This window comes from Streptomyces sp. TSRI0281 (genome assembly GCF_001905125.1).
Taxonomy (GTDB): Bacteria; Actinomycetota; Actinomycetes; order Streptomycetales; family Streptomycetaceae; genus Streptomyces.
This window is the reverse complement of sequence record NZ_LWLE01000036.1, coordinates 79,230-104,806: the sequence shown is the minus strand read 5'-3', so window position 1 is coordinate 104,806 and position 25,577 is coordinate 79,230. Positions and strand designations below refer to the sequence as shown.

General features: G+C 70.7%; 20 protein-coding genes and 2 CRISPR repeat arrays (1 of these 22 only partly in view). Of the genes, 3 read left to right on the top strand and 17 right to left on the bottom strand.

What is annotated here, in order from left to right; genetic code table 11:
* Positions 1-117 precede the first annotated feature (117 nt).
* Both A6A29_RS37320 and A6A29_RS37315 read left to right on the top strand, forming a co-directional pair.
* Positions 118-1,707 carry a DHA2 family efflux MFS transporter permease subunit gene (locus A6A29_RS37320; RefSeq protein ID WP_073727562.1) on the top strand — a complete coding sequence of 530 codons (1,590 nt, stop codon included), beginning with the start codon at positions 118-120 and terminating at the stop codon, positions 1,705-1,707.
* Positions 1,708-1,799: 92 nt separating this feature from the next.
* Positions 1,800-2,576 (top strand): TetR/AcrR family transcriptional regulator, encoded by a 777-nt coding sequence (locus A6A29_RS37315; RefSeq protein ID WP_073727561.1) that lies wholly within the window; start codon positions 1,800-1,802, stop codon positions 2,574-2,576.
* A gap of 111 nt (positions 2,577-2,687) precedes the next feature.
* Here A6A29_RS37315 and A6A29_RS37310 read toward each other — a convergent pair whose 3' ends face one another.
* The 5 genes from A6A29_RS37310 to A6A29_RS37290 form a co-directional block, all read right to left on the bottom strand.
* On the bottom strand, positions 2,688-3,653 hold the full coding sequence (locus A6A29_RS37310; protein ID WP_241838790.1) for an NAD(P)-dependent oxidoreductase: 966 nt from the start codon (positions 3,651-3,653) through the stop codon (positions 2,688-2,690).
* A 7-nt stretch (positions 3,654-3,660) separates the two neighbouring features.
* On the bottom strand, positions 3,661-4,131 hold the full coding sequence (locus tag A6A29_RS37305; protein WP_073727560.1) for a PPOX class F420-dependent oxidoreductase: 471 nt from the start codon (positions 4,129-4,131) through the stop codon (positions 3,661-3,663).
* A gap of 217 nt (positions 4,132-4,348) precedes the next feature.
* Positions 4,349-5,164, bottom strand: coding sequence for a YceI family protein (locus A6A29_RS37300; protein ID WP_073727559.1), 816 nt, complete (start codon positions 5,162-5,164; stop codon positions 4,349-4,351).
* Between the two features lie 258 nt (positions 5,165-5,422).
* Entirely contained in the window at positions 5,423-7,936 is a 2,514-nt protein-coding gene (locus A6A29_RS37295) for an MFS transporter (protein ID WP_073727558.1), read from the bottom strand.
* A gap of 23 nt (positions 7,937-7,959) precedes the next feature.
* Positions 7,960-8,472, bottom strand: coding sequence for a MarR family winged helix-turn-helix transcriptional regulator (locus A6A29_RS37290; protein ID WP_073727557.1), 513 nt, complete (start codon positions 8,470-8,472; stop codon positions 7,960-7,962).
* Between the two features lie 477 nt (positions 8,473-8,949).
* On the opposite strand from A6A29_RS37290, the gene A6A29_RS37285 reads away from it, so the two are divergent.
* Positions 8,950-9,165, top strand: a complete 216-nt coding sequence (locus A6A29_RS37285; protein WP_073727556.1) for a hypothetical protein — start codon at positions 8,950-8,952, stop codon at positions 9,163-9,165.
* Positions 9,166-9,194: 29 nt separating this feature from the next.
* Here the strand turns inward: A6A29_RS37285 and A6A29_RS37280 are convergent, their stop codons facing one another.
* The 12 genes from A6A29_RS37280 to casA all read right to left on the bottom strand — a co-directional run bounded on the left by A6A29_RS37280 (position 9,195) and on the right by casA (position 23,963).
* On the bottom strand, positions 9,195-9,980 hold the full coding sequence (locus A6A29_RS37280) for a hypothetical protein (RefSeq protein WP_073727554.1): 786 nt from the start codon (positions 9,978-9,980) through the stop codon (positions 9,195-9,197).
* Positions 9,981-10,037: 57 nt separating this feature from the next.
* Positions 10,038-10,904, bottom strand: coding sequence for an RNA polymerase sigma factor SigF (locus A6A29_RS37275; RefSeq protein ID WP_073727552.1), 867 nt, complete (start codon positions 10,902-10,904; stop codon positions 10,038-10,040).
* Between the two features lie 234 nt (positions 10,905-11,138).
* Positions 11,139-11,999, bottom strand: a complete 861-nt coding sequence (locus A6A29_RS37270; protein ID WP_073727550.1) for an RNA polymerase sigma factor SigF — start codon at positions 11,997-11,999, stop codon at positions 11,139-11,141.
* Between the two features lie 187 nt (positions 12,000-12,186).
* Positions 12,187-12,480, bottom strand: a complete 294-nt coding sequence (locus A6A29_RS37265) for a Dabb family protein (RefSeq protein ID WP_073727548.1) — start codon at positions 12,478-12,480, stop codon at positions 12,187-12,189.
* 9 nt (positions 12,481-12,489) lie between these two features.
* Positions 12,490-12,654, bottom strand: a complete 165-nt coding sequence (locus A6A29_RS46050) for a hypothetical protein (protein ID WP_198953543.1) — start codon at positions 12,652-12,654, stop codon at positions 12,490-12,492.
* Positions 12,655-13,205: 551 nt separating this feature from the next.
* A CRISPR array of direct repeats spans positions 13,206-14,089; the repeat unit is 29 nt; unit sequence GGGAACAACCCCGCACGCGCGGGGACGAC.
* Between the two features lie 123 nt (positions 14,090-14,212).
* Positions 14,213-14,575 (bottom strand): type I-E CRISPR-associated endoribonuclease Cas2e, encoded by a 363-nt coding sequence (cas2e, locus tag A6A29_RS37260; protein ID WP_073727546.1) that lies wholly within the window; start codon positions 14,573-14,575, stop codon positions 14,213-14,215.
* Positions 14,572-15,531, bottom strand: coding sequence for a type I-E CRISPR-associated endonuclease Cas1e (cas1e, locus tag A6A29_RS37255; RefSeq protein WP_073727544.1), 960 nt, complete (start codon positions 15,529-15,531; stop codon positions 14,572-14,574). The genes cas2e and cas1e overlap by 4 nt, the downstream gene beginning before the upstream one ends.
* Positions 15,528-16,253, bottom strand: a complete 726-nt coding sequence (gene cas6e / locus A6A29_RS37250) for a type I-E CRISPR-associated protein Cas6/Cse3/CasE (RefSeq protein ID WP_073727542.1) — start codon at positions 16,251-16,253, stop codon at positions 15,528-15,530. The genes cas1e and cas6e overlap by 4 nt, the downstream gene beginning before the upstream one ends.
* The gene (cas5e, locus tag A6A29_RS37245) at positions 16,253-17,125 is read right to left on the bottom strand and encodes a type I-E CRISPR-associated protein Cas5/CasD (protein WP_079183182.1); all 873 of its coding nucleotides are present in this window, start codon (positions 17,123-17,125) and stop codon (positions 16,253-16,255) included. The genes cas6e and cas5e overlap by 1 nt, the downstream gene beginning before the upstream one ends.
* Positions 17,122-18,366: a type I-E CRISPR-associated protein Cas7/Cse4/CasC gene (gene cas7e / locus A6A29_RS37240; protein WP_073727540.1), complete on the bottom strand. Its 1,245-nt coding sequence runs from the start codon at positions 18,364-18,366 to the stop codon at positions 17,122-17,124. The genes cas5e and cas7e overlap by 4 nt, the downstream gene beginning before the upstream one ends.
* A gap of 133 nt (positions 18,367-18,499) precedes the next feature.
* Positions 18,500-19,297, bottom strand: coding sequence for a type I-E CRISPR-associated protein Cse2/CasB (casB, locus tag A6A29_RS37235; protein WP_073727538.1), 798 nt, complete (start codon positions 19,295-19,297; stop codon positions 18,500-18,502).
* A gap of 61 nt (positions 19,298-19,358) precedes the next feature.
* Positions 19,359-23,963: a type I-E CRISPR-associated protein Cse1/CasA gene (gene casA / locus A6A29_RS37230; RefSeq protein WP_079183181.1), complete on the bottom strand. Its 4,605-nt coding sequence runs from the start codon at positions 23,961-23,963 to the stop codon at positions 19,359-19,361.
* 628 nt (positions 23,964-24,591) lie between these two features.
* Positions 24,592-25,577: a CRISPR direct-repeat array (repeat unit 29 nt; unit sequence GGGACCAACCCCGCAGGCGCGGGGAACAC) (it continues 752 nt past the right edge of the window).

The window sequence follows — 25,577 nt, the reverse complement described above, 5'->3', positions numbered from 1 at the left end:
GCCCCGCCCCGACCGCTCGCGCGAAATCAACTTGTACGGCGTACAGGACTTCCCATACGGTGTACAGCGTCACGTCCCGTACACCGTACAAGTCGCGCTGGAGCGCAAGGAGCCCGCATGACGGCAACCGTCGCCGAGCAAAAAGACCTCGCCCCCCGGGGCCACCCGCAGCGCTGGCTGATTCTCGGCGTCATCTGCCTCGCCCAGCTCACCGTGCTGCTCGACAACACCGTCCTGAACGTCGCGATCCCCTCCCTGACCACGGAGCTGGACGCCTCCACCGCCGATGTGCAGTGGATGATCAACGCCTACTCGCTCGTCCAGTCGGGGCTGCTGCTCACCGCGGGCAGCTCGGCCGACCGCTACGGGCGCAAGAAGATGCTGGTCGCCGGGCTCGCCCTGTTCGGCATCGGTTCGCTGGCGGCCGGGCTCTCGCAGTCCTCCGGCCAGCTCATCGCGGCCCGTGCCGGGATGGGCATCGGCGGTGCGCTGCTGATCACCACCACCCTCGCCGTCATCGTCCAGATCTTCGACGACAGCGAGCGCGTGAAGGCGATCGGCCTCTGGGCGACCGTCAACTCCCTCGGCTTCGCCGTCGGCCCGCTCCTCGGCGGGTTCATGCTCGACCACTACTGGTGGGGCGCGATCTTCCTGGTGAACATCCCGATCGCGGTGATCGGTCTGGTCGCCGTCGTCCGTCTCGTACCGGAGTCCAAGAATCCGCAGGGCGACCGCCCCGACCTGCTCGGCGCGCTGCTCTCCACCATCGGGATGACGGCGGTCGTGTACGCGATCATCTCCGGGCCGGAACACGGCTGGACCTCCGGCCAGGTACTGCTGACCGCGTTCGTCGGGATCGCTGTTCTCGCCGGGTTCGTCGTGTGGGAGCTGCGCATCCCGAACCCGATGCTGGACATGCACTTCTTCCGGAACCAGAAGTTCGTCGGCGCGATCGGGGGCGCGATCCTGGTCGCCTTCGGGATGAGCGGATCGCTCTTCCTGCTCACCCAGCACCTGCAGTTCGTGCTCGGTTACGGGCCGCTGGAAGCCGGTCTGCGTACGGCTCCGCTCGCCCTCACCGTGGTCGCCCTCAACCTCACCGGCGTGGGCGCGCGCCTCGTTCCCAGGCTGGGGACGCCGCTCACCATCGCCAGCGGGATGACCTGCCTGGCGGCCGGCCTCGCGGCGATCGCCCTGCTCGGCAGCCACGACTACGCGGGCATGCTGCTCGGCCTGGTCGTGATGGGGGCGGGCATCTCGTTCGCCATGCCCGCGATGGCCAACGCCATCATGAGCGCCATCCCGCCGGAGAAGGCGGGCGTGGGCGCCGGGATCAACGGCACCCTCGGCGAGTTCGGCAACGGGCTCGGGGTCGCGGTGCTCGGCGCCGTGCTCAACTCCCGGTTCGCCGCCCTCGTGCCCGCCGCGGTCGGTGCCGCCTCGCTGCCCGCCGCACTCGCCGCCGCGGACAGTGAGTCGGAGGCGCAGGGCATCAAGGACGCGTTCGCCTCCGGTCTGGAGACCAGCCAGCTGGTCGGCGCCGTCGCGGTCCTGATCGGCGGTCTGATCGCCGCGGTGCTGCTGCGACGGGCGGAACGCGCCGAAGCGGCGGCCACGGGCACGGGCACGGATTCCGGTTCCGCTTCCGGTACCGGCACTGACCGGGCGGGCTCCGCTCCGGCAGACTCGACCGGGTCGGCGGCATAGCATCGGACAGGACGCACGTACCGGATGTTCACCTTCCCGTACGTGCGTCCGCCACCGGCTCGTTTCCGCCGGCAAGACGAGGAGAGTGCGCCATGGTGTCTGCGGCAGACCGTGCGAAGAACCCCGCGAGGACCAGTGTGTGGCTGGATCAACGGGTCTCCGCACGCGCCCGCAGGACCGACTCCCCGGAGGGCCTGGACCGGGACAAGATCACCGCGGCGACGGTCCGGATGCTGGACGCCGAGGGCCTCGCCAAGTTCTCCATGCGCAGGCTCGCCGCCGAGCTGGACGTCACCGCGATGTCCCTCTACTGGTACGTCGACGCCAAGGACGACCTGCTGGAGCTGGCCTTGGATTCGGTCTACGCCGAGATCGGGTCCCCGCGCGAGGCCGCCGACTGGCGCGACCGGCTGCGCGAGCTCGCCCGCAGCTACCGCGAGCTGCTCGTCCGCCATGTCTGGGTGTCGCCGCTGGCCGGTCACTTCCTCAACATCGGCCCGCACTCCATGCTGTTCTCGTACGCCGTCCAGGACGTCATCCGGGCCACCGGACTCCCCCTGAAGCACCAGACGGGCGCGCTGGCCGCCGTCTTCCAGTTCGTCTACGGATTCGGCACCATCGAAGGCCACTTGCTGGAGCGGAGCAAGGGAGTGGGGCTCAGCCAGGACGAGTATTTCCGGCGGGCGATGGCCGCGGTCCGGAGCCGGCCCGAGCTCAAGGAGATCGTCGACTCCTCGCAGGACCTGATGGACGCCCGCGGCGGCGATTCGGTGGAGGAGATGCGCGAGCGGGACTACGTCTTCGCGCTGGATCTGCTGGTCGCGGGCATCGAGGCGATGTGCGCCCGCGAGGGTGCTACGGCCCCGTAACGGGTGGGCGGGGCAGGTCTTCGTCAGGCAAAGGGGCGGGCAGGTCTCCCGGCGCCACGGCCCCGTAACGCCCGTGTCGCAGGCGGCTCTCCGTACCCCAGGCCCGCGTCGTCAGTACCCCCGGCCCACGTCCACGGCGAGGCCGGGTACGCGGCCCGCGTGCAGGTCGCTCCAGCACGCCCCGAAGTCCGCCGCCACGTCCTCGGGGGCGGTGATCCCCGCGGAGTGCGAGGTGATCACCGTACGGGGGAGCCGCCAGCAGGGGCCCCCGGGCGCGGCCGGCTCCTGGGGCAGCACGTCGAGCACCGCCCGCCGCACCGAGCCGTTCCGCAGCGCGGTCTCCAGCGCCCCCGGGGCCACCGTCGCGCCCCGGCCCACATTGATGAACGTGGCCCCCCGGACGGCCGCGAACCGGTCCGCACCGAAGAACCCCTCCGTCGCACCGGTCAACGGCAGGGCGGAGACCACCCACCGCGCGGTGGCGAGCGCTTCGATGTCCTCACCGGTCCCGATCACCCGGTCGAAACCCGGCGGCGGCACGGCACGCGCGGTACGCGCCACGCCCACCGTCCTGATCCCGCACCCGCGCAGCAGACCGGCGACGGCCGCGCCGATGCGGCCGGTTCCGTAGACGAGGGCGGTCTGCCCGGCGACGAGCTCGGACGGGATACGACGCCACTCGGCCCGCGCGTGCTGGGCGGCGAACTCGGGCACGGACTGGCACTCGGCGAGCACCCAGGCCAGGACGTACTGGGCGATCCGCTCGCCCATCCGGCCGACGGTCCGGGTCAGCAGCGTTCCGGTGGGCCAGGGACCGGAGGCGAGCAGCGCGTCCGTCCCGGCGTTGACGCTGTGGAACCACACCGGACGGCCGGTGGTGCGCCACGCGTCCGGAAGCGTGGCTCCCACGCACACGCGGGGGAGGCCGTCCGGCGGGGCGCTGCCCAGCGGCTCGGCGTGACGGCCGGTGATCCGCTCCAACGCGTGGACCAGGGAGGCATCGAGGTCCGGCGCGACAAGGAGCCGGGCCCGCGCGAGCAGGTCCGGCTCCGGTATACCGCCGGGAGGGAGAGGCACGGGCCGGTCAGTTCTCGGGGGCCAGGCGGGCCGGGAAGCCGCCGGTGGCGATCGGGCTCCAGCGCTCCGGAGTGATCCGGATGATCGACTTCTCCTGCTTCACCATCGCCGCCCGGTACTCGTCCCAGTCCGGGTGCTCACCGGAGATGTTCCGGAAGTACTCCACGAGCGGCTCGACCGAATCCGGCGAGTCGATCACCTCGGCCGAGCCGTCGATCTGCACCCACGGCCCGTTCCAGTCGTCCGACAGGACGATCACGCTGACCCGCTCGTCCCGCTTCGCGTTACGGGTCTTGGCCCGTTCGGGGTAGGTCGACATGACGATCCGGCCCGCGTCGTCGACGCCGCAGGTCAGCGGGGAGCCCTGGGGGCGGCCGTCGGTCCGGGTGGTCAGCAGGACCGCCCGGTGCCGGGGCCGTACGAAAGCCAGCAACTCGTCGAGCTCCACGGCGGTGTTGGTCGCGATGTTGGATGCCATACGGTCAACCCTACGGCGGCACCGGGACCGTACGAAGGCAGCGAACCGCCCCACGAAACCGGCGAACCGCCTTACGACATCGATGCACCGCCGTACGACACCGGCGCGTCGCCCTACGACACCGGCGAGTCGCCGTACGACACCGGCGAGTCGCCGTACGACACCGGCGAGTCGCCGTACGACACCAGCGCGTCGCCTTACGACACCGGCGAACCGCCTACGAGGGCAGCACGTCGCCCTGGACGGCCTGGATGTCCAGTTCCACGCGCAGGGTCGTGCCGATCGCCGAGATGCCCGCCTGGATCACCTGGTTGTAGTTCATGGCGAAGTCGTCGCGGCGCAGCTCGGCCGTGGCGTGGAAGGCCGCGCGGATGCCGCCCCACGGGTCGGGGCCGGTGCCCAGGTAGCTGAGGTCCAGGTCGACCGGGCGGGCGACGCCGTGCATCGACAGCTCGCCGTGCACCGTCCAGCGGTCGGGTCCGGCCGGGGTCAGCCCGCTGGAGCGGTACGTGATCTCGGGGAACCGCTCCACGTCCAGGAAGTCGGGCGAGCGCAGGTGCTTGTCCCGCATGCCGTTGCCGGTGTCGATGCTGGCGGCGCCGATGACCGCGTCGACGCGGGACCTGGCGATGTCCTCGGCGATCTCGATGCGGCCGCCGAACTCGGTGAACCGGCCGTGCACGCTGGAGATGCCCAGGTGCTGGGCGACCGCGGCCACCGAGGAGTGCGCCGGGTCCAGCGACCAGGCGCCGGGCGGCGGGAGTTCCACGCCGCCCTGCCGGGCCAGCACGATCTGCCCGGCCGAGATCAGGCCGCTGGCCGTGACGAGCGCGGTGGAGGCGGCGGGGGCGTACCCGACCGCCGTGACGATCACCGTGTACGCGCCGGCCGGCAGGGAGCCGTCGGCACGGACGGCCCCGTTCTCGTCGGCGTCGGCCCGCAGCACCTGGGTGCCGGTCATGTCGGTGACCGTCACGACCGCGTGCTGGACCGCCCAGCCGTCCCGCGTCCGTACCTGTGCGCGAAGTGCCATCCCGTTTTCTCTCCTTGCATCTTGACCCGGTGGGTCAATGAGTCGGGCCCCGGGGCGGGGGCGGCAGGCCGTCCCCTGCCTGCCGTCCCCGCCGCCGGGGCCCGTTTCCGCCGGCCGGGACAGCCTCTCCGCTGGGAGTGCCGTACCGCCAGGGGTCTTGTCACCCGTGTACCGGTGAGATACCCGGGACACCGGTGTCACGTGGGATACCGGTGCTGCGCGGGATACCGGTGACACCGGCATCCCGCGCACTCGTTCCTACTCGCCGGGGTGGGCGAGCTCGATGTCGTGACCGTCGACGCCATGACCGGCCACGGTCAGGGAGCCGGCCACCGGCGGGTAGCCGGTCGCGATGACCGAGTACTCGCCCGCGTCCAGGTCGGTGAAGGCGTACGCCCCGTCCTGGCCGGTCGTCGCGTTGGCGACCACGTTGCCCGCCGCGTCGATCAGCGTGACCCGTGCGTCGGGCAGCGGGGCCCGTGCGGCACCGGCCCGTACGAGGCCCTGGACCAGCGCACCGGCCCGGAGGGCGGCGTCGATCCGGGTGACACCCTGGCCGCCGATCTCCACCGGCAGGGCGAGCGGGCGGAAGCCCGCGCCGTTGACCGCGACGGTCACCGCACCGGGGATCAGCTCGCCGAAGGCGAACTCGCCCGTCTCACCGGACTTGCCGGTGGCCAGGACGTCGCCGCGTACATCGGTCACGATGACCATGGCGCCCTCGACCGGCGTACCGGTCTCGGCAGCCCTGACGGTTCCGGCCAGGCCGCTCGTACCGGCCAGCAGGATGTCGAAGGCCAGTGCCTCCTCGCCGATGATCACGGTGGTCGCCTGCGGCTGGAAACCGTCGGCGGACGCGATCAGGACGTACGAGCCGGAGCCCGGCGCGTCCAGGGTGTAGCCGCCGTCGGACCGGGCGACGGAGCGTCCCAGCTGCCGGCCGCCCAGCGAGATCAGCGTGACGGCGGCGCGGGCGACGGGTGCGCCCTCGGCACCGCGCACCACACCGTGCACCGGAGTGCCCTGCACGGTGGCCGCAGGGGTTTCGAGCGTGTCGACCGAGGTGATCCCGGCGGCGCCCCCGGCGACCGGTGCGGCAGCGCCGACCGCGACCGCGGCGGGCACCGCGGCCTCGACAGGAGCCTGCGAGGGGACCTGGGCGGGGACCGCGGCCTTGGCCGGGTCGTCGTTGGCGGCGTTCGTCTTCAGCGCGACCTCCTTGATGAAGATCGTCACGATGAAGGCGACGAGCGCGGCCGGAGCGGCGTAGAGGAAGACATCGCCGACGCCATGACCGTAGGCGGCCTCGACGACCGTACGGATCGGGCCGGGCAGCTTGTCCAGGTCGGGGATGCCCCCGCCGCCGGTGCCGCCGTGGCCCATGGCCGCGCCCTCGGGACCGAGGTCCGCGAGGCCGTCCTTGACGTAGTGGGCGACGCGGTTCGCCATGACGGCGCCGAGCGCCGAGACGCCGATCGCGCCGCCGAGCGAACGGAAGAAGGTGACGACGGAGCTGGCCGAGCCGAGGTCGCTGGGGGCGACCTGGTTCTGTGTGGCGAGGACCAGGTTCTGCATCATCATGCCGATGCCGAGACCCATCACGAACATGTAGACCGCGATGTGCCAGTACGCGGTGTCGTACCGGATGGTGCCGAGCATTCCGAGACCGGCGGTGACCAGGAAGCCACCGCTGACCAGCCAGGCCTTCCAGCGGCCGGTCTTGGTGATGACCTGGCCCGAGACGGTCGAGGAGAGGAACAGACCCGCGATCATCGGGATCGTCATGACACCGGACATCGTCGGCGACTTGCCGCGTGCCAGCTGGAAGTACTGGCTGAAGAAGACGGTGCCCGCGAACATCGCGATACCGACGAACAGCGAGGCCACCGAGGCCAGCGTGATGGTCCGGTTGCGGAAGAGGCGCAGCGGGATGATCGGCTCGCTGGCCTTGGACTCGATGAGCAGGAAGAGACCGACGAGCGCGACGGTGCCGCCGAGCATCGTGTAGGTCTGCCAGGAGATCCAGTCGTACTTGTCACCCGCGAAGGTCACCCAGAGCAGCAACAGCGAGACGGCGGCGCTGATGAAGAACGCGCCCGACCAGTCGACCTTGACCTCGCGCTTGACGACCGGGAGCTTCAGGGTCTTCTGGAGCACGACCAGGGCGATCATCGCGAACGGCACACCCACGTAGAAGCACCAGCGCCAGCCCATCCAGCTGGTGTCGGTGATGACACCGCCGAGGAGCGGACCGCCGACGGTGGCGACGGCGAAGACCGCGCCGAGGTAGCCGCTGTAGCGGCCGCGCTCACGCGGGGCGATCATCGCGGCCATCACGATCTGGGCGAGGGCGGAGAGACCGCCGACGCCGACGCCCTGGACGACACGGCAGGCGATGAGCATGCCGCTGCTGGTCGACAGACCGGCGACGACCGAGCCCGCGACGTAGATGACCAGCGATATCTGGACCAGCAGCTTCTTGCTGAACAGGTCGGAGAGCTTGCCCCACAGGGGGGTGGTGGCGGTCATGGCCAGCAGTGAGGCCGTGACGACCCAGGTGTACGCGCTCTGGCCGCCGCCGAGGTCGGAGATGATTTCCGGCAGGGCGTTGGAGACGACCGTCGACGACAGAATCGCGACGAACATGCCGAGCAGCAGCCCGGTCAGCGCTTCCATGATCTGCCGGTGTGTCATCGGCGTGCCATCGGCGGCGTCGGCGCCACCGTGCTTGGCGTGGCCGCCCCGCACACCGGTTGGTGTGGTCGTAGCCATGGAGTTCCTTGTCTTTGCTTCTGTTACACAGGTGTACGGGTGTAGGCGTCGTCGGAGTGCCGGGTACGGCAGTCGCCGGTGTGGGTCCCGGGGGCACATCCGCCGGAGCCGCGACAGGCGAAGCTGTCGCGCAGCCGGGACAACAGCGAGTTGAGCTGCCCGACCTCGTCGTCGGACCAGTCCTGAAGGTTGTGGGCGAACATCTCGGTGGTCCGCCGTGTCAGCTCGTCGAGCTGGTCGTTGCCGGCGGGGGTCAGCCGCAGGATGCGGGACCGCTTGTCCGCCGGATCCGAAGACCGCTCGATCCAGCCGTGCTCTGCCACATGGGCGACATGACGGCTGGTCACCGACATGTCCACGGCCAGCAGCTCGGCGAGTCTGCTGATCCGCATCTCACCGTGCTGAGCCAGGAGCGCCAGCACGGCGGCGGAGCCACCGGGACACTCGGAGGGGAGGGCGCGGGCGAGTCCGCGCTTGACGGCCCCGATGGCGCTGAGCTGTCGGGCCAGTTCTTCGTACTGACTCCGCTCGGCCACGGGACCCCCAGACAGACTCGCCGACATCTTGTTGCTTAGGGCAACCATAGATTCGTTGGTTGCCGCAGGCAAATGAAAACGGGCTTGCAGAAGTAAAGGAAGGCAAAAGCCTCCGTAGGGTCCCGGTCAAGCGCGCAGCGTGTGCGGTGGGCCCTCGCGACAGGGGTGTCATGCGTCACGTCCGGCACGGCTCTCCGTCACGCTCGGCACCACTTTCCGTGGCGCCCGGCACAGCTTTCCGTCGCATCCGGCACCACTCTCCGTGGCGTCCGGCACGGCATTCCATGGCGTCGGGCATGGCATTCCGTCGCATCCGGCACCACTTTCCGTGGCGTCGGGCACTGCTTTCCGTGGTGTCGGGCACTGCTTTCCGTGGTGTCCGGCCCTCGCGTTCACCGGCGCGGCCCGCGCGGGACCACGCTCCCTGTGGGCCCCGGGGGTTGGGCCGTACGTCCGAGTTCGCTAGGGTCCTGCCCCATGGCACACAACCCCCACGCCCCTCAGCAGGGCCCCGAGGGCAATCACGACCCGGCGGGCAGCACGCAGATGTTCCGCGCCTTTGTCGACGAGGGCGAGCCGCAGCGCCGGCAGCAGCCGGCGGCGACCTCGTCCGGGCCGAGGACCGGGGTGATCGCGGCGGTCGTCGCGGTCGTTGTCGTCCTCGGAGCGGTCGCCTGGCTCGCGCTCAGCTGACATTCCGCCCGCCCCCGCGTCCGCGGGGGTCACTTCCCTACGGCGGTGACGTCCTGGGTCTCGATACGCATCCCCAGGGGGACCCGCCAGGCGTCCACACAGACGGTGTACGTCTTCTTCCGCACCGCTCCCGCGTCGATCGGCGCGGGCAGCGGCTGCGTCGACTCGATCGTCGCCCAGTCGACTCCCAGCGCACCGATGATGTGCGTGGCGAAGGTGACGGTGCCCGAGCGCACCGGTGAGCCTCCGGTATTGCGGAACTCCATGCTCACCTTCTCGCACCAGCGCTCGTCGGTGGCGGCCCGCTCGGGGCCGCTGAGCTGCAGGGCGGCCGGGGCGGGCGGAGTGGTGGTGCCCGGGGTGCCGGGAGTGCCGGGGGAACCGGGCTTCGCGGGGCCCGGTGGGGACGTCGGGCTGCCGGTCCCGCTCCCGCTCCCTTCCCCGTTCCCGGAGGACGGCTCGGGGCCGGGTGTTCCGGGCGCGTGGGAAGCGCCCGCGCTCTCCGTATCGCTCATGTCCGCAGGACGGCCGGAATCACCCGTGCCGCCCTTGGCGGCACCCCGCCCGCCGCTCCCGCTTCCCGCCCCGCTGCCGCCCCTGTCCAGCGGAACCAGCGTCACCTTGCCCGAGGGGGCCGCCGCACCCGTGGGCGTCCTCCCGGGGCCCGCGGCGGCGGCTCCCACGGCCGCGTAGCCGTCGCCGCCGCCCGAGCCGCCCGCGCAGGAGGCCAGGGCGCCGCCCAGACACAGCACGGCCGCCGAGGCGGCGATCACGGTGCCCCGGCGGCCGGTCGAGCCGTATGTCTGACGTCGCATCGCGCCAGTGTGGCTGACGGTCCGTCAATTCGGAACCCTTGTGCGCACGGCACCGGGTCAGTCGGCGATGAGCCCTTCCCTGAGCTGGGCGAGGGTGCGGGTCAGCAGGCGCGAGACGTGCATCTGGGAGATGCCGACCTCCTCGCCGATCTGCGACTGGGTCATGTTGGCGAAGAAGCGCAGCATGATGATCTGGCGTTCGCGCGGGGCGAGTTTGGCCAGCAGCGGCTTCAGGGACTCGCGGTACTCGACGCCCTCCAGGGCGGCGTCCTCGTATCCCAGGCGATCGGCGAGCGAGCCCTCGCCGCCGTCGTCCTCGGGTGAGGGGGAGTCCAGCGACGAGGCGGTGTACGCGTTGCCGACGGCCAGACCGTCGACCACGTCCTCCTCGGAGACTCCGAGCGCCTTGGCCAGCTCCGGCACGGTCGGCGAGCGGTCGAGCTTCTGCGCGAGCTCGTCGCTGGTCTTGGTGAGCGCGAGCCGCAGCTCCTGGAGGCGCCGGGGTACCCGTACCGACCAGGAGGTGTCGCGGAAGAACCGTTTGATCTCCCCGACGACGGTGGGCATCGCGAACGTCGGGAACTCCACGCCCCGTTCGCAGTCGAACCGGTCGATCGCCTTGATCAGGCCGATGGTGCCGACCTGGACGATGTCCTCCATCGGCTCGTTGCGGCTGCGGAAGCGCGCCGCGGCGTAGCGGACCAGCGGGAGGTTGAGCTCGATGAGTGTGTCCCGTACGTAGGCACGCTCCGGGCTGTCCGTTCCCCCGGGACCCGGAGCGGGGCCGAGCGCGGCGAGCCGCAGGAACAGGGAGCGGGACAGAGTACGGGTGTCGATGGCTTCCGACGAGCTGGTGAGCACGGCGGGTGCCGGCACGCTCTTCGTGAGCGTGAGCACCTTCGAGCTGCCCTGTTCTGCGGACATGCCACCCCCTTGAGGTCGCGGACGGTCGCGGTGACCGCGACCATCGGAGGAACGCAGCCTCCACCTGAATACCGGAGGCGGGGCTGCGGCAAACGCGGTTCCAGCAGAATGTCACATGTCGGCAACACGCTGTAGTGACATGTCGACAAGTCAGCGCCAAGTCTGCGCAGGAAACAGGGGGTGTGAGGCTTTTACACCGCCAGAAGTGCTCTTTGTATGGTCTACCCGTTCTGACTACGCCTCGATCCTATTTGCGGATCGCAGTCGGGCGAAGCTTCTGGCCAGAAGCCTTGACACATGCATCTGTGAGACGCCCAGTTCGGCGCTGATCTGAGACTGGGTCAAGTTGCTGTAGTAGCGCAGCAGAAGGATCCGCTGCTCGCGCTCGGGGAGCTGGACGAGCAGGTGCCGTACGAGGTCGCGGTGCTCGACCCCGGCGAGCGCGGGGTCCTCGTAGCCGAGCCGGTCGAGGAGTCCGGGCAGCCCGTCACCCTCCTGGGCGGCCTCCAGTGAAGTCGCGTGGTACGAGCGCCCCGCCTCGATGCAGGCCAGTACCTCGTCCTCGGAGATCTTCAGCCGTTCGGCGATCTCACCGGTGGTGGGGGAGCGCCCGTGAGCGGTCGTCAGATCCTCGGTGGCGCCGGTGACCTGGACCCAGAGCTCGTGGAGCCGGCGGGGTACGTGGACGGTCCTCACGTTGTCCCGGAAGTAACGTTTGATCTCGCCGACCACGGTGGGCATCGCGAACGTCGGGAACTGGACGCCGCGTTCCGGATCGAACCGGTCGATGGCGTTGATCAGCCCGATGGTGCCGACCTGGACGACGTCCTCCATCGGCTCGTTACGGCTCCGGAACCGCGCGGCGGCGTACCGCACGAGCGGAAGGTTCGCCTCGATCAGGGCGGCCCGCACCCTGCGGTGCTCGGGGGTGCCCGGCTCCAGGTCCTTGAGCTGCCCGAAGAGCACCTGCGTGAGCGCCCTGGTGTCCGCGCCCCGGGTTCTGGCGGGCGGGGCGGTGGGGTCGGGCGTCTCGGTCTGGATGTCCTCGGTCTGGACGTTCTGGGGAGGCACTTGAGGCGCTGTACTGGCCGGCACGGTGACGCCACCCCTTTGCGGTCAACTACGATCAACTCATCCGTCAAAAGCGGTCATAGCATCACAAGACATGTCCACTGTGTGCAAGCACCGCATATGGTCGTGTTGAGGGCAATTTTGTTTTTAAACGCCAAAAACCCCTCACCTGAGCGGCGAGGGGTCGGCGGAACCGAGGGTCGGGAGGCCGTCAGAAGGGGTAGTCGGCGATCACCCAGGTGGCAAATTCCCGCCACTGACCGGCCGCGGCCTGGTGGGCCGGGTGCTCGATGTAGCGCTTCAGGGTGTCCTCGTCGGCGACCGCCGAATTGATGGCGAAGTCATACGCGATCGGCCGATCGGTGATGTTCCAGGCGCACTCCCAGAACTCCAGCTCCGGAATCAGCCCACCGAGCTCCCGGAAGGCCTGTTCCCCGGCAACCACCCGCGGATCGTCCCGCTCGACGCCGTCGTTCAGCTTGAACAGGACCAGGTGGCGGATCATCGGATACTCCTACTTCACCAGCTCGGACATGAAGTCGCCGACGCTCTGGGCGGCACTGGAAACGCCTTCGAACCCTACCTGGACGAGATCAGCGGCCCTGGCCGGGGACGTGATGATCGTGTACAGCACGAAGACCACCACTATGTACAGCGCGATCTTCTTCGCTTGCACCACAGCCCCTGCCTCCCCTTCGGTCGCGTGTGCAGTCGCGCGATTCTATCCGCACACTTGGCCGTATCCAGTGGCTGTTTCCGATCACTGATGCGCTCTTTAAGGACCTATGGCCCGGCCACCGGGGTCTTTTGCCCGCAGGGCGGGCTTCCGCGGAGGGGCAGGATGGATGACGAGCCCAGCGGATCTGGCAGGAATCCGAGGGGCTGGAACAGGACCTCTCTGTGGGGTCCACGCCGCAAGACTTCCCCCTGACTGCGGCGGGGACCAGTAGGCCCTGTTCTCATCGGGGGAAGCGGCTTGTCCCCCCGATGCCGCTTCCCCCGACCTAACTTTCCGACGCCCCCCGATGAACCGCGCCCCGGACTCGACGCCTATGCAAGGGCGCGACGAGTCGGGGGCGCGGTGTTTTGCGTGGGGCGCTTACCTCGAAATCACCTGGCCGACTGGTGGAGCTGCGGTGGACCCCGCGTGGGGCGTCGGCTGGCGGAGGTGCGGTGGCCCCGCGTGGGCGGGGATGACACGCGGGCGAGGTTGGCCGCGTTGCCGGTCCGGGGGACAGCCCCGCAGGCGTGGGGACGACTCCGAGCCGCAACACCGAGAGGCCGCCGAAGAGGGAACAACCCCGCGCGCGCGGGGACGACGAGAGCAGGCGGGAGACGTAGGAGGGGTCGACGGGAACAACCCCGCACGCGCGGGGACGGCACCTTCTCCGCCTGGTCCACCTGCGACTGAGTGGGAACAACCCCGCACGCGCGGGGACGACACGCCTGGCGCACCGCACAATCCGACGCGGATGGGAACAACCCCGCACGCGCGGGGACGACCGCAAAGCACGACAGCGCTAGTCGACTAGCGCGGGAACAACCCCGCACGCGCGGGGACGACACTTCCGCGCCAGCGACCTCTGGACCGCGCACGGGAACAACCCCGCACGCGCGGGGACGACAGTTGATCATGGTGTCCCCTCCGGGGGCGGTCAGGGAACAACCCCGCACGCGCGGGGACGACGACGGCTTCGGCGGCTTCGGCGGTTTCGTCAGAGGAACAACCCCGCACGCGCGGGGACGACTGGGGGCTCGGAGTGAACGCCTGAGCGATGGTGGGAACAACCCCGCACGCGCGGGGACGACCCAGCGGCGGCGGGATGCCCGGGTGACGCGGAGGGAACAACCCCGCACGCGCGGGGACGACTCGTGACGCTTGTCCTGGGGGCCGTCCTGGCAGGGAACAACCCCGCACGCGCGGGGACGACCTTCCAAAGCGAAGCAGCCCCGAACCAGTCTGGGGAACAACCCCGCACGCGCGGGGACGACAGGGGTCAGGCGACTGCTGCCGTCGCTGCGGCGGGAACAACCCCGCACGCGCGGGGACGACGGTGAGCCCTGCTGGCTCGTCAAGGGCGGCCCGGGAACAACCCCGCACGCGCGGGGACGACAGTTGCTGACCTGCGGTTTTATTCGGGCCGCAGCCTGTTTTTGCTTACTTCTTTGGATTCCGGCATAGCGGGCCTTTCATTCTCTTTCGGAGAAGCGTGAACGTCTTCCCTTCCCGACGCCCCCTACCGCCCCCCGTACTTCCTCCGCTTGGCGGCCTTGCTCCAGCCCTGGCGGGGGACGTCGGCCGGTCCCTTCGGGGGGCGTGGTGCGGTGGGGTTCGGACGGCGGATCAGGGTGAGGCCCTCGTGGTCCGTCGGGTGCCACGCGTGGTCGTGGGTTTCGAACGCGTAGCCCTGTTCGGTGTTCGTCTGGTAGGCCAGCAGCGCGCGGCCCTGACCCGCGTACTGGCGCACCTCGTTCCACAGGACTTCGCGGATGCGGGTCGAAGGGGCGCCCAGGAAGACGCCGGGCGAGATCTCCAGCAGCCAGCGGGTGAGGAAACCCCGTAGGCCGACCGGGCAGTTGGTGAGAACGATGACGGTCACCAGAGGGGCTCGTCACCGTGATTGCGGCCGCTTTCGACGTGGAGGTCGCCGTCGGACTGGAGTGTGACCCGGTCCTGTGCCGCGTCCCCCGCCTCGCTCGTGTCGCGCTTGCCGTCGTAGCCGAGCAGATCCTTGATGTCCCGGACGCAGCGGTCGAGGAGGCCCGTCCGATTGATACGGTCCCTGAGCATCCGGCGGGTCCGCGCCGCGACATCGTCCGCCCCCTCGACCGCCGCGTCGAAGGCGGCGGGGATGGCGATCTCCGTCTTGTAGAAGTCGGCGACGTCCATGACGAACGAGCGCTCGTGTCCGGAGTGGACGAAGCCCAGGCCCGGAGAGCAGCCGAGGGCCACCACGACCGAGTGGGAGACCCCGTACATGCACTGAGCCGCCGCGGTGACGGCCTGATTGGGGGCGTCGCCCGCCGAGAAGTCGTCGCGGTGGTAATCGCGTCGGTGCCACGGGACGCCGGTGCGCAACGACTCCCGCCGGTAGCAGTCCTTCAGGCGCCGTCCCTCCATGCCGAGGAGGTCCTGCCGGGTCCGGCCCGCCGTGTCCTCGCCCGGGAAACGCAGGCGGTACATGGCGCGTGCCACGTCCAGCCGGGTACGACGGTTCGCCCAGGCCGTGGCCTGCGCCTCGATCAGGCCCGAGGAACGCGTCAGGGCCCGCCCGCCCGCGTAGTACCGCACTCCGTGCTCACCGACCCACGCCACGCCCGCGCCGCTGTCGCCGAGGAGGGCCATCGCCTGGTGGGTGACGCGGGTTCCCGGGCCGAGCAGGAGAGTGCCGATCGTGGCGGACGGGAGGTGCGTGACGCCGTCCGCGTCCTCCGCCGTGATCGCGTTGGAGTCCCGGTGCACGGTGCACCGCTCCAGGTAGACGAACGAGAGCCGGTCCCCGACCCGCGTGAGTTCCCGGGGCGAGGAGGCACCCCGGCGGCTGACGGTGCTCATGACTCTCCCCGTACCGGAGCCAGCGTCATCAGACCGCAGCCGTACGCCTTGGCCTTGCCCAGGCCGTGGGTGAGCGTACGGCGGAAGAGCTCCGGGTCGGTGACCCGCAGACGGCCGTCGAACGTGACCTTGGTGATCTGTACGTCGTTGCTGCTCGGCTTGGCCGGGGGCCGGTGGAACTGGAGAGGGATGCGGTCGCGGACGATCAGTTCGTACTCGTCGCCCTGCTCCAGGAGCCGGCGCTCCACCGGCTTCTGGACGATCTCGAAGCCCGACTGCTCCTGCCGTTGGAGCAGCCACTGCATCTGGTGCTGTGTGGTCCGGTGTGCGGCGCGCTTCGTCCGTTCGCCCTCTTTGAGGTACTGGTGACGGATGTTGTGCACGGGGTTCGCCGTGAGCCTGAACCCCCAGGTGCCGCCGACGTCGAGTGCCGAGAGGAACTTCTCGTACGCGAACGACGTCCAGCCGGGCTCGTCCGAGGCGGGCCAGCCCGCCTGCTCCACCAGGTGGGTCAGATCGGGGCGGGTGGGGCTGACGATGTACAGCAGCGTCTCGGAGGCTCCGTCGCGGTCCACCCGCCACAGCACCCGGGGGCCCGATCCGTCGCGGGCGGGGCGGGTGGGGAAGGACATGTTCACCGCCCCGTGCAGGCGATGCGGCGAGCCGAGCAGCTGCCGGGCGTCTGAGCGGCCGGTGTTCACTCGGAAGCGGGTGAGGTACATCAGTCGGTCCTCGGTGTGACGGGCGGCGTGGTGGATGGCGTGCCGGATGGAGTGGCAGGCGGTGTGCCCGGCGGAGTGGCAGGTGATGCGGCAGCCGGTGTGCCGGGCGGTGTGTCAGATGGTGTGGCAGCCGGCGTGACGGCTGGGGTGACAGACACGGCGACGGGCGCGAGCGGCGCCAGCGGCGCGGTCGGTTCGTGGCTCGGCGGTGCGGCGGGCCGGGGTACGGATCTGCTGCGAACGCCCCGTGGCCCGTACCGCCGATGGCGTGGATCGAAGCTCAGGGGCAGGTCGCGCAGCGTGATGTCCGGCTTCCGGTCGGCCGGGCAGTCCAGCAGGAGACCGAGTTCCTCCGTCTCCGGACGGGACTTGGCCGCGAGGCGGTCCTTGTACCAGTCCGACGCCTCCCATTCCGCGTCGCGCAGGGCCTGTTCGAGGTCCGACGCAAACGGCTCCCCGATCGCGATCGGCTGTGAGGGCGGGCAGGAACGCCGACCGAGATAGGGTAGGAACACGGGCTCCAGCAACGCCTCGTACAGCCGCTGCACCAGCGCCGCCTCACCGCTCACGCCCGCCACGAACACCGCGTCCGCGAGGTAGAAGCGTTCCGACAACGGCATGGCCTTGTCCGTGTCGCTGTGGTGCGCCGTCTGGAAGTCACGGAGCCGCGCGCCCGGCTGATCGATCCGGACGCCGAACTCCAGCGCCGCCAGATCGGTGAGGTCGGCGTCCCGTCGGCGCCCCTGGGCTGCGGCGAGGAGGCCGATGACCCCGCTCTTCGTCGGTGCGTTCTCGGTCGTGCGGCGCGTGAAACGGGCCGCGGACCCCCAGGACTGGAGGGGACCCGCGAGCCGCAGCAGCAGCACGCTCATGCCCCGGACTCCGACGCGAGGGCCGGGGATCCGCCCTGCCTGGCGGCCGGGAGTACCGGTGTCAGCCTGGCCTCCACGGCGTCGCCCACAGCCGTCAGCAGCTCGGACAGATTCACCTCGGCCCCGAGCGTTGCCAGCGCGCCGGTCTCCTCACCCACCCGGAGCACCCAGCCCTGCCCGCTGTCGGCCAGCCCGTAACTGCTCTCCAGCGTCGGTACGAAGGTGGCGAGCCGTTCGCAGCTTTCCTGAAGGAAGCCGCCGGCCTCGCCCATGATGACGGGCTTCTCGAAGGCCGCGACGTAACTGACCGGCCGCCGGGAGCGGACCTTGACGATCACCGCGGTCGGCAGGGTCTGGTTGGCGAAGGTGTTGATCTTCCCGGTCGGGAGGGAGGTGATGAAGCCTTCGAGGAACGCCGTGACCGCCCGCCGGGTGGGCTCCACCGGCCGGGCCGCGTCGTGACCGGCACCCAGATTCTCCTGGAGCCGGTCGACGTCGACCGCCGCGTACCGGTAGAGGGTCGCCGAGTTGAAGTCGATGGACCCGATCATTCCGGCGCCGGTCTCGGCATCGGTGTTCTTGTCGTCCACCGCGGTGTAGTAGTCCGACTCGACCTCCACCGCGTGCACGCTCAACGCATGCGCGACCTGGGCCGCGGCGTCCACGTTCAGATCGGTCGAGTCCGCGACCATCCGGCCGAACAGTGCGATGTCCACGGAGTGTTCGGTACGGGCGAGCTGCTTGGCCCGCGCCTTGTTCTCCTTGACCGAGAGGAATTCCTTGAGCGCCTTGACGTCACCGCCCTCGCCACCCTCGACCGTGATCGCGGCGAGAGCGTCGAACTGCCGGTCGCTCAGGAACATCAGATAGGTGGACTCGGCGGCGGGGTCGTCCACGTCCTTCTTGCTCTTGCGATTGGGCACGACGGGCTTCGAACCGGTCGCCGTGGAGATCGTCTCCATGGCCAGGTCCTGTGCGGCGGCACGCGTCAGCGACGGGTCGAGGACCAGGATGCGGCCGGCCAGGACTTCCACGACCTTCTTCGTCCGGACGCCGAGTTCGGAGGAGTCGAGCAGCTCGGTGAACGCCTTGCGGGTGGCCCGCTTCCACGCCTGGCTGGACACCCTGGAGCGTCGCACGCCTCCGTACGTCGCCGACTTCGGCGTCCCCGTGTCGTCACGGTTCAGATTGCTCGGCGGGACGGTCTGAAGGATGTGGATGTCGAGAATCGTCCTGGTCACGCGTACTCAATTCCTCTTCGTAGAAGGTGTTCCGGATGGCGGGGCAAGGCCGGGGAATGGCCGGGGCGAGGTCGGCAGACCTGGCAGGGCGCGGCGGTGTTATCCGGCTGACGCGACGCGACGCGAGGTCACGTCACTCCCCTGCGGCGTAGCCGCCGTACTCCTCGGACGAGCTCAGCGACGGGTCGATCGCGTCGCCATCGTCCGTGGCACCGCCCTTGCCGCGCTTGGTGCGGGGAGGGGCGGCCAGATGGAACTCGCGTCCCCATTCGCGCTGCACGGCCGCCCGATCGGGCCGGTACTGCCACCGGTGGAGCTGGCCTGCCAGAAGTCCGTAGTCGAGCGGAACCTGGGCGGTGCGCAGGAGCAGCACGATCTCCCTGAGCCGTACGGCGACGGACTCGATCGACTCGGCGGTGCCGACCCGGACCAGGCGTGTGCGCAGGGGCGAGCCCTCCTCCTCGGCGCCCGAGTCGCCCCTCGACTCCGTCTTCAGCCGGATCAACGCGCGGACCGCCCCGCCCAGGGACCGCTTCTTGACGTGCATGCCGTGTTCGCGGCCCGACTGCTGATGCAGCGCCCACAGGGTCGAGGCGAGGAACACCGCGTGCTCGGCGTCCGCGCGGCGGGGGAAGTCCTGCTGGTTGGCCTGCTGGTTGGCCTGCCGGTCGGCCAGCAGACCGGCCAGCTCCTCCAAGCTGCCGATGCCCCAGAGGTCCTGGACCTGGTGCGCCCGCTTGCCCGCCCCGCGCCGCAGCCGGGCCAGCTCCGCCACGGCCGCCGGGTTGTCCTTGAGGTACAGAGGCTGAACTCGCGCGATGTAGGTGTCTGTCGCCCGCATGACCAGGGCGTGCACCGTCGGCGGTTCGGCCCGGCCGCCGCTTGTGGGGGCGGGGCCGTCGATGGCTGCGCCGGTCGTCGTCGTGGTCATACCGTTCCGTCCAAGGGGGCTTCGTCGGGCTGGGAGGCCGGGCCAGGGCCTCTCGTCTGGATCAGGCCTGGGGCGCGGGTGAGTCCGGTGAGTCCGGTGGTGGCTTCGGCAGCACCTTGTTGATCCGGGTCCGGAACCACAGGTCCGCCCGCGAGCTGTCGACCCAGCGCTTCCCGACCTGGGGCAGCTCGATCACCCGGCCCTCCGCCGCGGCCCGCCCCGCCGAGTCGAGCAGTTGACGGCCGAGGTCCAGAACGACGCGGCGGGCGGTGGCCTGCCACGCGGCACGCGCCGCATCCGGATCCTCGGCCTCGCCGAGGCCCGCCAGCCATCCCCGGTACGGTCCGTCCAGCGCCCCGAACCCCAGATCGCGGGCCGTGTCCGTGGGCGGCCCCGGCTCCGAACCGGCCGCACGCGCCAGATTCCCGGCCAGGTGCCCCAGAGCCGCCACGGCTCGCTCGGCGTCCGCCACCGCGGCGACCGCGGCCGCGCCGTACAGCGGGCGGTCCTGGTGGAGCAGCACGACCGGCAGGGTGACGCCGTCGTCGACCACCTCGTCCACCACGGACTGCTGGGTCCCGTACACCGCGCCGATGAGCCGCGTACGGATCAGCGACCGCTTCGGCAGGACGTCCTCACTGGTCAGCAGGGACAGCCACTTCACCACCCCGGAGGGCAGGCTCTGGTCGGTCCCCCTGCCCGTCGTATCGCTGTCCGACTTCTGCGCGTACAGCAGGCTCGCCAGACCGCGCCAGGCGGCCCGGTTCGGATCGTGCTGGCGCGGCAGGTAGATCAGTGGGCGGCCCAGCTTCTTCTCCTGCGCCTGGCTGCGCCGCCAGCCCGTCATGGGCTCCGCCTTCCACCGGTTGGCGGGGGCGAGCGGGTCGCCGTAGCCGAGGACGACTCCCGTGACGTCGCCGCCCTCGGTGTGGAGGAGCAGTCGCCGGGACTGCCAGGTGTAGAGGTCACGGGGGCCCGCGGGCCGGGGTACGGACGGGTCGGCCTCCAGCACACCCGCGCCGGGCGGCGTCTCGCGGCGCCAGACGGGCAGATCAGCCTTCCGGTCCGACGTCAGGATGCCCTCGTCCGTCGGAATCAGGTTCAGCAGGAGCGTCTCGCGCAGCGTGGCGCCTTCCGCGAAGACGCCGCCGAGTCCGCCCGCCCATCCCACGCCCTGCGGGTAGACCTTCCCGCCCTTGACCCGGGCGTCGCCCTCCATCCCGGACTTGATCCCGGACGAGTCGTACGCGTGCGTGTGGACCAGCCAGCGAGCCGCTTCGGCGAGGCCCAGCCGGTCCACGCCCGGCCGGCGCATCGAGAAGAACGCCTCTCCGTTCGGTACGTCGGCCACGATCCGGTTCAGCGAGGCGACCTCGTTCTTCGCCGTGCGCAATCCGGCGACCTGGAAGAACGGGCGCTCGGCGTGGAGCAGGTCGAAGCGGTCCCGGTTCCGGTCGAGGTATCCGGCGACGACGACGAAGGAGTCCTTCGCCGCTCTCAGCTCCTCCCAGTCCTCCAACTCGGCCGGGGCACCGGTCGATCCGCCCCGCGCCTCGTCCAGCGCGTCGTACAGGATCGCCAACAGCAGCCGCAGCAGGGCCAGTTCCTGGGTGGGGAGATCGCCCACCAGCCGCCGCACCCGGTCCGCCTGGGCGAAGACGTCCAGGAGTGACAGTTCGGCGGTGGTTCCGTCCTCGCGCTGGACGGGCAGCCAGGGCCGGGAGACGAGATCGAAGGAGGGCGCCATAGGGCCGGGCCTCTTTGCGTGGGGCGCGCCGACGGGGGCGGTGCGAAGTCCGTCGGCCGGGCTGTAGTGGAGTTCGAAGCCTGCCAGGCGGGTCCGGCACTCCTCGTCGAGGACGAGCAGCAGTTCGCCCGCCAGCCAGGGGCATTCCTTCACCTGCCAGGCCGGTACGACCCACCGCTCAAGCTCCGCGATGGTCCTGTCGATTGCACCCGGATGGGTGAGCGGCCGGGGGAGCGTCAGCGCGCTCGCGGCCACCGCCTCGGCGGCCTGCCGGGTGGGAGGCGCGTGTTCCGGGAGGGCCAGCCCGCCGCGTCCTGCGTCGAGCCAGCCCACGGTGGTGAGCCCGCCGTCCTTGTGCCGCTGGACGACCAGTACTTCCAGGGTCTCCTCGCTGTCGCGCACCTGGGCCCGACCGCTACGACTGTCGTCGGCGTCACCGGCGTTGGCGTCCAGCCAGCCGAAGACGGGCCGCCCTGCTCTCCGTACCGGCCCGAGCCGGAACACGTCGGCGCGCTCCCTCTTGTCGGCGAGCCGGGTCTCGTACGCACGCCGGGCGTCGGCCAGTGCGGGCCCCCACCGGTCCGGGCCGACGGGCCGTTCGTCGTAGGCGGCCTGGACCAGCGGGCTGATGTGGTCGGGCAGCACCACCGGGGCGCCGTCGAGATGCGGCCCGAGCACGGCCAGCGCCCGGAGCAGGGTGTGCGGCCCCTGGTAGACGGCGAGCGAACCGCGCACGGGCTCCGGCGGGTCGGCGCTCCAGTCCGCCACGCCGGTCACCAGGCAACGGGCCTGTACGAGCCGGGGCGGGCGCGTACGCGGATGGCGGTGCAGCCGCCCCATGCGCTGGAGCATCAGGTCCACGGGTGCCAGATCGGTGACCAGGAGGTCGAAGTCGATGTCCAGCGACTGTTCGACCACCTGGCTGGCCACGACGATGTGCGGCCCGGCGGGCCGGTCGCCGCCGGGGCCGAACCGTTCGCGCAGGTCGGTGTCCTTACGCGCCCGGTCGGCCGCCAGGAACCGCGAGTGGGCCACGGTCACGGCGTCCGCGCCGAAGTGATCCCGCAGGTGCTCGGCCGCCTCCAGCACTCGGTCGACGGTGTTGCGTACGACCAGGGCGCACCCGCCGTCCCGGAGTTCGTCGGCCAGCCGCCGTACCAACCGCGAGGGATCGTCATCGAGCCGTTCGAGCGCCACCTCGGTACGGCGGCCCGAGGCGGGTTCGGGCCGCGCGGTGAGTACGTCTCCTCCGGGCGCGGTGGCCGTGATCAGGGGGTAGGCGTCGTCGGGCAGGTTCAGGGCGTCGGCGAGTGCGCCCGTCTCCTCACCGGCGTACGCGGCGGCCAGCTCCCTGCGCCGCTTGGCCGGAAGCGTGGCGGAGAGCATGACGACGGGGACCCGGTAGGCCGCCAGCCACTCCAGTACGCGGTCGAGGTAGGCGCTCATGTACGCGTCGTAGGCGTGCACTTCGTCGATGATGACGACCTTGCCCGCGACGGCCAGGTGCCGCAGCGCCAGATGCCGGCTCTTGAGCCCGGCGAAGAGGACCTGGTCGATGGTGCCCACGGCGAACGAGGCGAGCAGCGCCTTCTTCCGGCCGCGCAGCCACTGGTGGGCGTGCAGTCCGGAGGGGTGGGACGGGTCGGCCGCCCCGGCGCGGGAGACGGTGTCGTCCGGGCTGTCCAGCTCGACGGCCGCGATCGTACGGTGACCGGCCTTCGTCATCCCGGACCAGACCTCGTTGAGGGCGGACTTGGCGTGGGCGAGCACCACGGACCGGGGCCCGTCCGCCGGGAGCCGCGCCAGCCAGCTCAGCAGCCTGGGGAACATTGCGTCCCCGGTCGCCCGCGTCGGCAGCGCCACGAGGACGCCTCCGGCCCCGGACCGGGCCGCCAGGATCTCCGCCGCCGCGAAGGCCGCCTCGGTCTTGCCCTCGCCCATGGGCGCCTCGATGATCAGCAACCCGGCGGGGGCCATCTGCCGGGCCACACGTACGGCTTCCTCCTGTACGGGCCTGACCGTGGCACCGTCCGGAAGCTCGAACCTCTCCCGGAACAACTCGGCCGCTGTGCCCGCCGGTTGTTCCGCCGCCCACGGTCCGGGCAGATCGAGCCCCGCCCAGGCGGCTTCGAGCCGCCGGGCCTCGCCCGCTTCCCCGAGCGGTGACCAGGAGGACGGATCGTACGGAAACAGCTCGGAGGCGCTGGCGATCCAGTCCGAGACGATCACGATGGCGGTGAGCACCACCTGTACCGGCTGGGGAAGCCGTACGGACTGCCAGTCCGCGAGCCGCTCCGTGACCCCGGCCCGCCGCGCGCACGCGTCCATGAGCTCGTACTGCACCGAGCGCCAGGTGTCCTCGCTGTCACCTCTGGTGCGCAACAGCCGTGGATGAAGGCCGAGATCATGGATCTGCTGATGATCCGGCGGCGTCCCGTGATGCCCGCCCGCCACGACGGCGAACTGCCCGGAAGCGCGCCCGCTCCACCCGAACCGCTCGGCCAGCCACTCCTGGAGAAGCAACTGCCCGGCCAGCCCGTGCGGGGCCATCCTGCGGTCCACGCCGAACTGCTTCTGATACGGCATGTCGAGCCCGGCCTGCCGCATCCGATCGGCGAGCCCGTCCACCTGGCAGGCGAAGGCGGGCGTGGCCTTGCCGATGTCATGGACACAGGCCAGATAAACGGCGACCTGCCGGGCATCGGCGGCGCCGCGCGGAAACACGTCCGCGACGAGCGCCTTCACGCTCGCGGGCACCCACGCGTCCCACAGCCTCCCGGCAACGGCGGCACTGTCCGCCATGTGCCGCCACAACGGCAGCCACTCCTCGGTCTTCCGATCGTGCTTGCCCCAGGCGGTACGGGATGCGGCGGACAACTCGTTGTACGCGGTGGGACATTCGGGAAGATCGCTGGACATGGGGCCATTCGATAGCGCGTGGTGCGGGGTGAGGCGGGCTATTCGAAAATCGGTGAGAACTGACCGAAGGTGACTGTTTGATGCTCAAGATCTTTGGTTAATGGATGCTCGGTGGCTTCTTGGTTGCGAAGCCTGTTCGGTCGGCTGCCTGCTACTCGTGGGGCTGATGGGTGGGGTGTGGTGCTGAGGGGTGTGGGCGCTTGACGTCGTACCTCATCGCCCGGCACCGAGGGGGCTCCGTCCGCCTGGGACGGGCCCTGTGGGCACGGAGCGCCGCGACGATCCCGATCTCCGGGACGCGGGGGACGCGGGGGACACGGGGGAGGCTGGCGTGGAGCGGCCGGCCCGTACCGGCGGGGACCACGGCCGATGGGAGCGAGCACAAGATGCGGCGCTGCGTACGCGAGGCTCGCGACGCTCGACCGTGCGGTGCGGTGGCGGCTGGAGGGCCAACCCCGTGTGTACGGGGACCACGCCCCGGACACTCAGAGCGGCTTTACGGCGGTGGGCCCAGCCCCGCGTGCGCGGGGACGACCCGGTCCGGAGCCAGTGCCTGGGCGAGTCGGGAGGACCACCCCCGCTTCTGCGGGGACCAACTGATGTTCACCGGAAAGCTGTTCCCGTACCAGGGGTCAACCCCGCGTGCGCGGGGACCACACAGCCGGGCAAGATCATGTTACTTACGGCGGAGGACCAACCCCGCACACGCGGGGACCACCTCGCCTCCGAGCGCCTGGAGGAGGGAGAGCAGGGACCAACCCCGCAGGCGCGGGGACCACCACTCGCCCGGGTGACGGGCAGCCGGTTTGGCGGGACCAACCCCGCAGGCGCGGGGACCACGAGACCAAGCCCGCTTACCGCACCCGAATTGAGGGACCAACCCCGCAGGCGCGGGGACCACGTCGGCCGGGAGTTGCGCGGGTTCGCCGCCCAGGGACCAACCCCGCAGGCGCGGGGACCACAACGGCGACAAGACCAACCGCTACCTCAGGCAGGGACCAACCCCGCAGGCGCGGGGACCACCGGTCCGGCAACGGACTCCCCTACCTCGATGGGGGACCAACCCCGCAGGCGCGGGGACCACTGGACGGTCAGGAGGTAGGTGGTGTGGTCGAGGGGACCAACCCCGCAGGCGCGGGGAACACCAGACGCCCGCTCTGGGTATGGCGGGCGAGCAGGGACCAACCCCGCAGGCGCGGGGAACACAGATAGATGGTGGTGTCGCCAGTAGTGTGGTTGGGACCAACCCCGCAGGCGCGGGGAACACCGGGTCGAGAGCCACGAGGTGGCTTCGGTGCTGGGACCAACCCCGCAGGCGCGGGGAACACAGTACGACCTCGATCCCGCCTGCATCTCGCTGGGGACCAACCCCGCAGGCGCGGGGAACACCAGCGCCTGAGCCCCGTCCGGATCCGTGTCCGGGGACCAACCCCGCAGGCGCGGGGACCACCCCATCCATTTGAAGGGCTCGGAGCCGCCCCCGGGACCAACCCCGCAGGCGCGGGGACCACGGTTCCTTCCTGCGTACTCGCCGATGCGACCGGGGACCAACCCCGCAGGCGCGGGGACCACTTCCGGACAGTCCGGAGGGTGATGAAGGCGACGGGACCAACC

Excerpts from the sequence above, each read along its gene's own strand:
- A6A29_RS37265 (WP_073727548.1), bottom strand. The coding sequence starts at position 12,480 with ATGATCCGCCACCTGGTCCTGTTCAAGCTGAACGACGGCGTCGAGCGG.
- casA (WP_079183181.1), bottom strand. The coding sequence starts at position 23,963 with ATGTCCAGCGATCTTCCCGAATGTCCCACCGCGTACAACGAGTTGTCC.
- cas5e (WP_079183182.1), bottom strand. The coding sequence starts at position 17,125 with ATGAGCGTGCTGCTGCTGCGGCTCGCGGGTCCCCTCCAGTCCTGGGGG.
- A6A29_RS37280 (WP_073727554.1), bottom strand. The coding sequence starts at position 9,980 with ATGCGACGTCAGACATACGGCTCGACCGGCCGCCGGGGCACCGTGATC.
- A6A29_RS37305 (WP_073727560.1), bottom strand. The coding sequence starts at position 4,131 with ATGGCATCCAACATCGCGACCAACACCGCCGTGGAGCTCGACGAGTTG.
- cas1e (WP_073727544.1), bottom strand. The coding sequence starts at position 15,531 with ATGAGCACCGTCAGCCGCCGGGGTGCCTCCTCGCCCCGGGAACTCACG.
- A6A29_RS37295 (WP_073727558.1), bottom strand. The coding sequence starts at position 7,936 with ATGGCTACGACCACACCAACCGGTGTGCGGGGCGGCCACGCCAAGCAC.
- A6A29_RS37315 (WP_073727561.1), top strand. The coding sequence starts at position 1,800 with ATGGTGTCTGCGGCAGACCGTGCGAAGAACCCCGCGAGGACCAGTGTG.
- A6A29_RS37300 (WP_073727559.1), bottom strand. The coding sequence starts at position 5,164 with ATGGCACTTCGCGCACAGGTACGGACGCGGGACGGCTGGGCGGTCCAG.
- A6A29_RS37285 (WP_073727556.1), top strand. The coding sequence starts at position 8,950 with ATGGCACACAACCCCCACGCCCCTCAGCAGGGCCCCGAGGGCAATCAC.
- A6A29_RS37275 (WP_073727552.1), bottom strand. The coding sequence starts at position 10,904 with ATGTCCGCAGAACAGGGCAGCTCGAAGGTGCTCACGCTCACGAAGAGC.
- casB (WP_073727538.1), bottom strand. The coding sequence starts at position 19,297 with ATGACCACGACGACGACCGGCGCAGCCATCGACGGCCCCGCCCCCACA.
- cas6e (WP_073727542.1), bottom strand. The coding sequence starts at position 16,253 with ATGTACCTCACCCGCTTCCGAGTGAACACCGGCCGCTCAGACGCCCGG.
- A6A29_RS37320 (WP_073727562.1), top strand. The coding sequence starts at position 118 with ATGACGGCAACCGTCGCCGAGCAAAAAGACCTCGCCCCCCGGGGCCAC.